6 protein-coding genes are annotated in these 7051 nt (G+C 40.0%); all 6 read right to left on the bottom strand.

The window, feature by feature from the left end; translation table 11 throughout:
• Positions 1-151 precede the first annotated feature (151 nt).
• Positions 152-1144 carry a sensor histidine kinase gene (locus tag BABA_RS20020; protein ID WP_007087063.1) on the bottom strand — a complete coding sequence of 331 codons (993 nt, stop codon included), beginning with the start codon at positions 1142-1144 and terminating at the stop codon, positions 152-154.
• Entirely contained in the window at positions 1141-1815 is a 675-nt protein-coding gene (locus tag BABA_RS20015; protein ID WP_007087062.1) for a response regulator transcription factor, read from the bottom strand. Before BABA_RS20015 ends, BABA_RS20020 begins: the two co-directional genes overlap by 4 nt.
• 119 nt (positions 1816-1934) lie before the next feature.
• On the bottom strand, positions 1935-3563 hold the full coding sequence (locus BABA_RS20010) for a PhnE/PtxC family ABC transporter permease (RefSeq protein ID WP_007087061.1): 1629 nt from the start codon (positions 3561-3563) through the stop codon (positions 1935-1937).
• Positions 3560-4318, bottom strand: coding sequence for a phosphonate ABC transporter ATP-binding protein (locus BABA_RS20005; RefSeq protein WP_007087060.1), 759 nt, complete (start codon positions 4316-4318; stop codon positions 3560-3562). Before BABA_RS20005 ends, BABA_RS20010 begins: the two co-directional genes overlap by 4 nt.
• 15 nt (positions 4319-4333) lie before the next feature.
• Positions 4334-5236 (bottom strand): putative selenate ABC transporter substrate-binding protein, encoded by a 903-nt coding sequence (locus BABA_RS20000; RefSeq protein WP_040347062.1) that lies wholly within the window; start codon positions 5234-5236, stop codon positions 4334-4336.
• Positions 5237-5422: 186 nt separating this feature from the next.
• Entirely contained in the window at positions 5423-6976 is a 1554-nt protein-coding gene (locus BABA_RS19995) for an ABC-F family ATP-binding cassette domain-containing protein (RefSeq protein WP_007087058.1), read from the bottom strand.
• Positions 6977-7051 lie beyond the last annotated feature (75 nt).

The raw sequence follows: 7051 nt of genomic DNA, 5'->3' as shown, positions 1-7051 counted from the left end.
GGCTCTAAAGGACAAAACTCTAGAAATCTCAATGGAAATGTCCAATAGAAGGGCTCTAAAGGACAAAACTCTAGAAATCTCAATGGAAATGTCCAATAGAAGGGTTTTGTCCTAAAGTCCCGCTTCAATCTTGTCACCATTGAGCTTGTTTTTACATTTTAAAATAAGAATCATCCCGTTCCGGAAAAGTTATTATCGCCGTTGTGTAAACACCTACTTTGGAAGAAATGGATAGCTCATGTCCCAATTTCTCGGCCGTTTTCTTTGCCAGGTAAAGACCCATTCCGGTTGAACGCTGATGGGTACGTCCGTTTTTTCCAGTAAAACCTTTTTCGAATACACGTGGGAGATCCTCAGCCGGGATTCCACTTCCATTATCATGAAGGACAAACTGTTTTGACTCAGGATGAAGAGAAAGCGAAATCTGCCCATGTTCACCCGTATATTTAAGTGAATTAAGCAAAAGCTGGCGAATGATATAGGTTAATGCTTTTTTATCACTTAAAACAGTTACATTTATTTTCGGCATTTCCACCTTTATTTTTTTAGAAATAAACGTTTTTGATTCAGCCATGACGATTTCTTTGATTAGTTTTTCGAGGTCAATCTCTTGAAGGAGATAATCTTTATTAAATTCATGCAGACGAGAGAAATAGAGCGCCTGCTCAACATACCCCTCAATACGGTTCATTTCCTCTTGTAGACTAGGGGATTCTACTTCCGTTTCTAATAACAGCCTACTAACGGCAATCGGTGTTTTTATTTCATGGAACCATTGAGTCATGAATTCAAGTTGTTCCTTTGCAGCTTCGTTACTTGTCTGAATCTGCTTCAAATAGATTTCGCCCACATGGTTAAAGGATTGAACATATACTTGCTGCTCAAACGTTTTCGCCTCAGGGTAGCTACCTATGTCATCTATTACAAATTGCTTCCATTTTTGCAGCTGTTGTTCTTTATGAAAATAAGAACCTATAAAATAGACACAAAACATAATCGTAGATAAACTTACCAAGTAAAGGAGATTGTCAAGCGTAACGTGTAAGGCAGGATCTACGCTAATTACTATAGAAATAATTAGCAGGATTAAAGAGAAGGTAAAGATAAGCCATTTTTGGTCGGAAATAAACTGCTTAAATGTCATGGAATGATGTATCCTTGCCGTTTTCTAGTTTCGATGAATTCAGCGAGACCCATTTCTGATAATTTCTTACGAAGACGGGCAATATTCACTGTTAACGTATTATCATCGATAAAATCTCCACTTTCCCACAGTTCCTGCATAATTTCATCCCTGCTTACAATCGTTTCTTTCTTTTTCATTAGCATAAATAAGATTTGAGATTCATTCTTTGTTAAATCTATTTCATCATCAAGATACGAGATTCTGCCTTTATTCACATGTAGGATGAGTCCATTATGTTCAAGATAATCATTATCCTGTTGTTGATAAGTATACGTTCTCCTTAGAATAGCATTACACTTGGCCAATAGTACTTCAAGGGAAAATGGCTTTTGAATAAAATCATCTCCTCCCATATTCATCGCCATGACAATATCCATATTTTCCGTTCGGGAAGAGATGAAGATGATCGGAAGCTTTGAGAGCTGGCGGAATTTGTTGCACCAATAGAAGCCATCATAGACTGGGAGGTTAATATCTAGTAAAACTAGGTCAGGCCGCAATTTTAAAAATTGACGTTCGAGATTTTCAAAATTTTTCGTTTCAAAAGGCTCATATTTCCACTTTTTAAGATGCTCGTAAATTATATGGCTAATTTTTGGATCGTCTTCAACAATCATTACTTTGTACATTTTTATCACCGCCAAAATATTTGTTTATATAAAAATTATTATACAAAAAATGGAGTTTAATAGGGGAGTAAAAATAAAAAAGAACTATAACATTGATTATGCTATAGTTCTTTTTTTAATTATCGTACTGCTTTTCTCGTGCTTTCTGATGCAAAGTCGGCGATGATGACGAGGATCATGTAACATAAGAGGAGCAGAGTAATTTGGGTGTAATTGAAAAAGCTCATCGCGAGCTTAAATTCCATACCCAGACCGCCAGCACCGACAAACCCCACAACAATGGTTGTCCGCATAATCACTTCCCAGCGATAGAGGATATAAGTGAGAAATCGCGGCAATACAGTAGGGAGGATCCCATAGAACAAGGTTTCTATTTTGGAAGCACCTGAGGCAGCTAAATTCTGAATTGGGCGGGAGTCCATATCTTCAATGACCTCAGCCCAAAGTTTACCGAGTATCCCGAAATTATGAAGGGCGAGTGCAATGGCTCCGGGTAATAGGCCTGGTTTGAAAATAAAAATAATCATCATTGCCCAAACCAGTTCAGGAACTGACCTTGAAAAGATATAGGAGAGCCTGACAATACCATATAGGAGCCAGTTGTACCATTTCTTCGATCCTGTTAAATGGCCATTAGCGATATTTCGAGCTGCGGGAACTACCGTTAAGAAGGCTGCAATGGTTGCAAATCCAATCGCCATAATACTCATTTCAAGCGTCTCAAGGGTAAGTTTTAAAGCTGCAGCCCAGTTGTTCCTATCAAGAAATGCCGGTTCGTCATTATTTAAACCAATCAGTCCGCCAAAAAATCTTTTTGCTGCTTCGATATTTTTCTCTGATAGTAATTCAAAAAACTGCGCATTCTCAGCAATATGGATAAAGACCCATGATCCTATTGTCAGTAACAGAGTGAAAAACACGGATCTCCAACCAGAACTGAATCCCTGCCGTTTCTTGCGATCCGTCAAGGCTTTTCGGACAAAATTACTCCAAACATCCACGAATATGACAAGACCGATGAGGAAAAAGACAAACGCCCATACGCGGTCATATTTAAGATCCTGAAGCGAAAGTTGAATTTGGTAACCAAGACCGCCAAGACCAATAAAGCTCATAATCGCTGAGGAACGAATCGCGCATTCGAAACGGTACATGGTATAGCTAATCATATCGGCCCAAATGAGGGGAAGATAACCGTAAATAAGGGTTTGCAGTTTAGAGGCACCGGCTGATTTTAATGCCTTGATTGGTTCTCCAGACACATCGTTAAGCATATCTGCAAAAATACGTCCAAGGATGCCGCCGTAGGGAATGGCCAATGCAAAAATAGCCGCGAAGGGAGAAAGCCCGATGGCCGCAACAAACAGCCAAGCCCATATTAGTTCGTGAATCGAACGGGTAAACCCTAATATTCCTCTAAAAAACACCTTTGAGACAATTCTCGAGGTTCTATTGGAAGTCAATACACCTGAGGCAAGGATTCCAATGATTAAAGCATAAATAATGGCTAAAGACATCCCTGCAACCGCGTAAGCAAGTGTAATCCACGCTGATTCGAATCCAAGTATTAAGACTTCGGGCGACAAATCCGGATGAATAAGTCCTTCCACTATTTGCAGTAAGGTCGGGATTCCGCCGGAATGAATTAAATCGGCATTCCATTGGATTGAAAAGAGACTCCAGACAAAAACAGCAAGTAAAACTAAAGTAAGTATGAATCGATTATGCAAGCGAAAGATCGATTTCATGCCATCACACCACTTTTAAGCTGATACAGCTCAGCTAATAGATCATCTGTTACTTTTTCTGTTGGCAGGTCAAAGAATATTTCTCCATTTCTCATTGAGATGATCCGCGTAAAGTACTTTTTGGCATATTCAACAGAATGCAAGCTTGTGATCAACGTTTGCTTTTCTTCGGTAACGATTTTTGTTAGCATCGCTAGAATATCATCTGCACGTGCTGGATCAAGTGAGGCTACCGGTTCGTCTGCTAAAATGATTTCAGGTCTTTGCACCATTAATCTTGCCATCGCAACACGCTGCTGCTCGCCACCGGATAGGGTAGAGGTAATTTCGAACGCTTTACCATGGAGCCCGACCCGCTCTAATGCCTTTATGGCAAGATCTTTTTCCTGAGGGACAAGTAAGGAAAAAAGTGACTTCATCGTACCCCACTCGGAAAGTTTCCCAGCTAACACATTGTGGATGACGGCAAGCGGTCCAATTAAATCAAATTGCTGACGGATGACACCGACTTTTTTTGCGAAAGATTTCCCTTTTTTATGGGCAGAAAGGGACTTGCCATCTAGTAAAAGTTCCCCGCTAGAAATGGGAACAAGCCCTCCAATCGAATTAAGCAGCGTCGTTTTACCGGCGCCGCTTGGTCCAATCAAGGCCACTAATTCCCCTTGTTTAATCGTAAAAGAAAGGGAAGATAGGGCTATCTTCCGCTCAAAGTTCTTTGTTAAATTATTGGCTTCAATCATAATTTTTGAAGACATCTATGTCTACACCTTCTACTTAATAATCTTTAATTCTTTTGCCACTTTCTCTATCTTTTTGTAATTATCATTTTTTGTTTCGACAAAGCTGTCCGTTTGGAATAAATCAGCAATATCTTTCTGCTCACCGGTAATGGAAAGAAGTGCATCTTTTACCTTATTCTTTGTGCCTTTCCCAAATACGTCCTCGACATTGCTATTTATCGTCCAGTTATAATCGAAATAGGACGGAGTTGTGTAAAAGACTTTTACTTTATTAGTATCGACTTTTCCTTCTTTAACCGCGGATTCCCAAACGGCTTCGTTTAACGCACCAGCTTTGAAGGCGCCAGATTCCACTAATTTATAGGTTGCGTCATGGGAACCGGAGTAATTCGGTTTGCCGTCCAAGTCTTGATCCGGATTAATTCCTGCTTCCGTTAGAAAATAGCGCGGCATTAAATGGCCGGAAGTGGAGCTTTCACTGCCAAACGTAAACGATTTACCTTTAATATCTTCAAGCTTTGTGAAGTTTTCGGATGTCTGGGTAATAAAAACAGAGTGAAACTCTGCATCACGCGGGCGCTGAACAATGGATTCTGCATCTGGCACTAGATTTCTAGCCTGAACACTCGTTAAACCGCCAAACCAAGCCATATGTATTTCACCGCGTTGGAATCCCGTTACAAGAGCTGCATAATCAACAGAAGGTACAAATTCAACCTTTAACCCAGTTTTTTCACTAAGGTATTTTGCAACTGCTGTCATCCCTTTATCTAAATCAGCAGCGTTCTGGTCAGGAATCGCCCCAATTTTAAATACTTCATTTGTCTTTGTTTCTTTTTTTCCTTCATTCGCTTTCTCATCTTTTTGGCTGCCACATGCAGCTAATGAAAAAACAAGAATTGTAAGAATTAGAATCGAAAACCACTTTTTCACCATATTCACCTCATATAAGTATTAAGTACATGGTTATTTTACAGGATTCGACATATTTTGCAATGGATTTCACCGTATTTCCATAATTTTTTTAAATACTAGACATAAAAATATTTTATTTTTAAAAGATACCTTGAATACAAAAAATCCCCTGCCTATTTTTAGCAGGGGAGAACCTTACCTATATTAAACTGTCTGTTGTGACCATTCTTCGACATTCCATACTTTTGTTACCCAATCCTCATAAAAGTCTGGTTCGTGGCACACAAGAACAACAGTGCCTTTATATTCTTTAAGGGCACGTTTTAATTCTGCTTTTGCATCAATATCCAAGTGATTAGTCGGCTCATCGAATAAAATCCAGTTGCTTTCATTCATCATCAATTTACACAGGCGAACCTTTGCTTGCTCGCCACCGCTCAACTGGTTCATTGGGCGGGAGATGTGTTCATTTTTTAATCCGCAGCGGGCTAGTGCTGCACGTACTTGGTGCTGATCCATGGATGGGAAGGCGTTCCAAACATCATCAATTGGCGTCATGTTTCCCGCTTTAACTTCTTGCTCAAAATACGACGGGAAGAGGAAATCCCCCCGTTCAACCCTGCCATTCAACGGCTCAATTTTACCTAACATCGTTTTTAAAAGGGTAGATTTTCCAACTCCGTTACAGCCGGTAATCGCCACTTTTTCACCGCGTTCAAGTGTCATATTCATTTTTGGCAATAAGGGGTTAGAATAGCCAATTTCTAAATCCATTGCTTCGAACACATAACGGCTGCTGCTGCGTGACTCTTTGAAACCGAAAGTGGGCTTTATGGCTGTTTCAGGCCGGTCAATCCGTTCCATCCGGTCTAACTGCTTTTGACGGCTCTTCGCCCGGCCAGTGGTGGAGTAGCGCGCCTTATTTTTCGCGATAAAATCTTCTTGTTTTTTGATAAATTCCTTTTGCTTTTCGTAGGCATTAATATGCTGATTCTTATTGATTTCTGCAAGTTCCAGGAATTTCTCGTAGCTTGCTGTATAACGGGTCAGCTTAGAAAATTCCAATTGAAAAATAACATTCGAAACAGGATTCATAAATTCGGTATCATGGGAGATTAGAATAAACGCATATGGGTAGTCTTTTAAATACGACGTTAACCAGCGAATATGTTCGACATCCAGATAGTTAGTCGGCTCATCAAGTAATAGAACCTTAGGTTGTTCCAAAAGAAGCTTTGCTAGGAGGACTTTTGTCCGCTGCCCACCGCTTAGTGCTGCAACATCACGATCTAAGCCAATGGCATCAAGACCCAATCCGCGAGCAGCCTCTTCAATTTTAATATCTAGTGAATAAAACCCACCAGCATCTAACGTATCTTGGATTTCACCCATTTTTTCTAATAGAACCTCGAGTTCCTCCGGAGATGCATCAGCCATTTGCGCTATTACTTCATTTAATTCCTTTTCTTGTTCAAAAAGTGGAAGGAAGGCATCGCGCAACACATCGCGCATTGTTTTTCCAGGAGTTAGGACGGTATGCTGATCCAAATAGCCGTAATGAACACTTGGTGTCCATTCCACCCGGCCGCTATCGTGAATTAATTGTCCGGTAATGATATTCATTAACGTGGATTTACCGACGCCGTTTGCGCCGACAAGCCCCACATGGTCTTCAGCTAATAATCGAAAGGAAACATCCTTAAATAAGGTACGATCCCCGAATGTATGTGATAAATTTTCAACATTTAATAAGCTCATTTTAATTCGTAATCCTCGCTTTGTTCAGGAATTATTACATTATACCATCATACTAGATTTTTAAAGATTCGACTA

This window comes from Neobacillus bataviensis LMG 21833, assembly GCF_000307875.1.
Lineage (GTDB): Bacteria > Bacillota > Bacilli > Bacillales > Cytobacillaceae > Neobacillus > Neobacillus bataviensis.
This window is presented reverse-complemented; position numbering and strand designations above follow the sequence as displayed.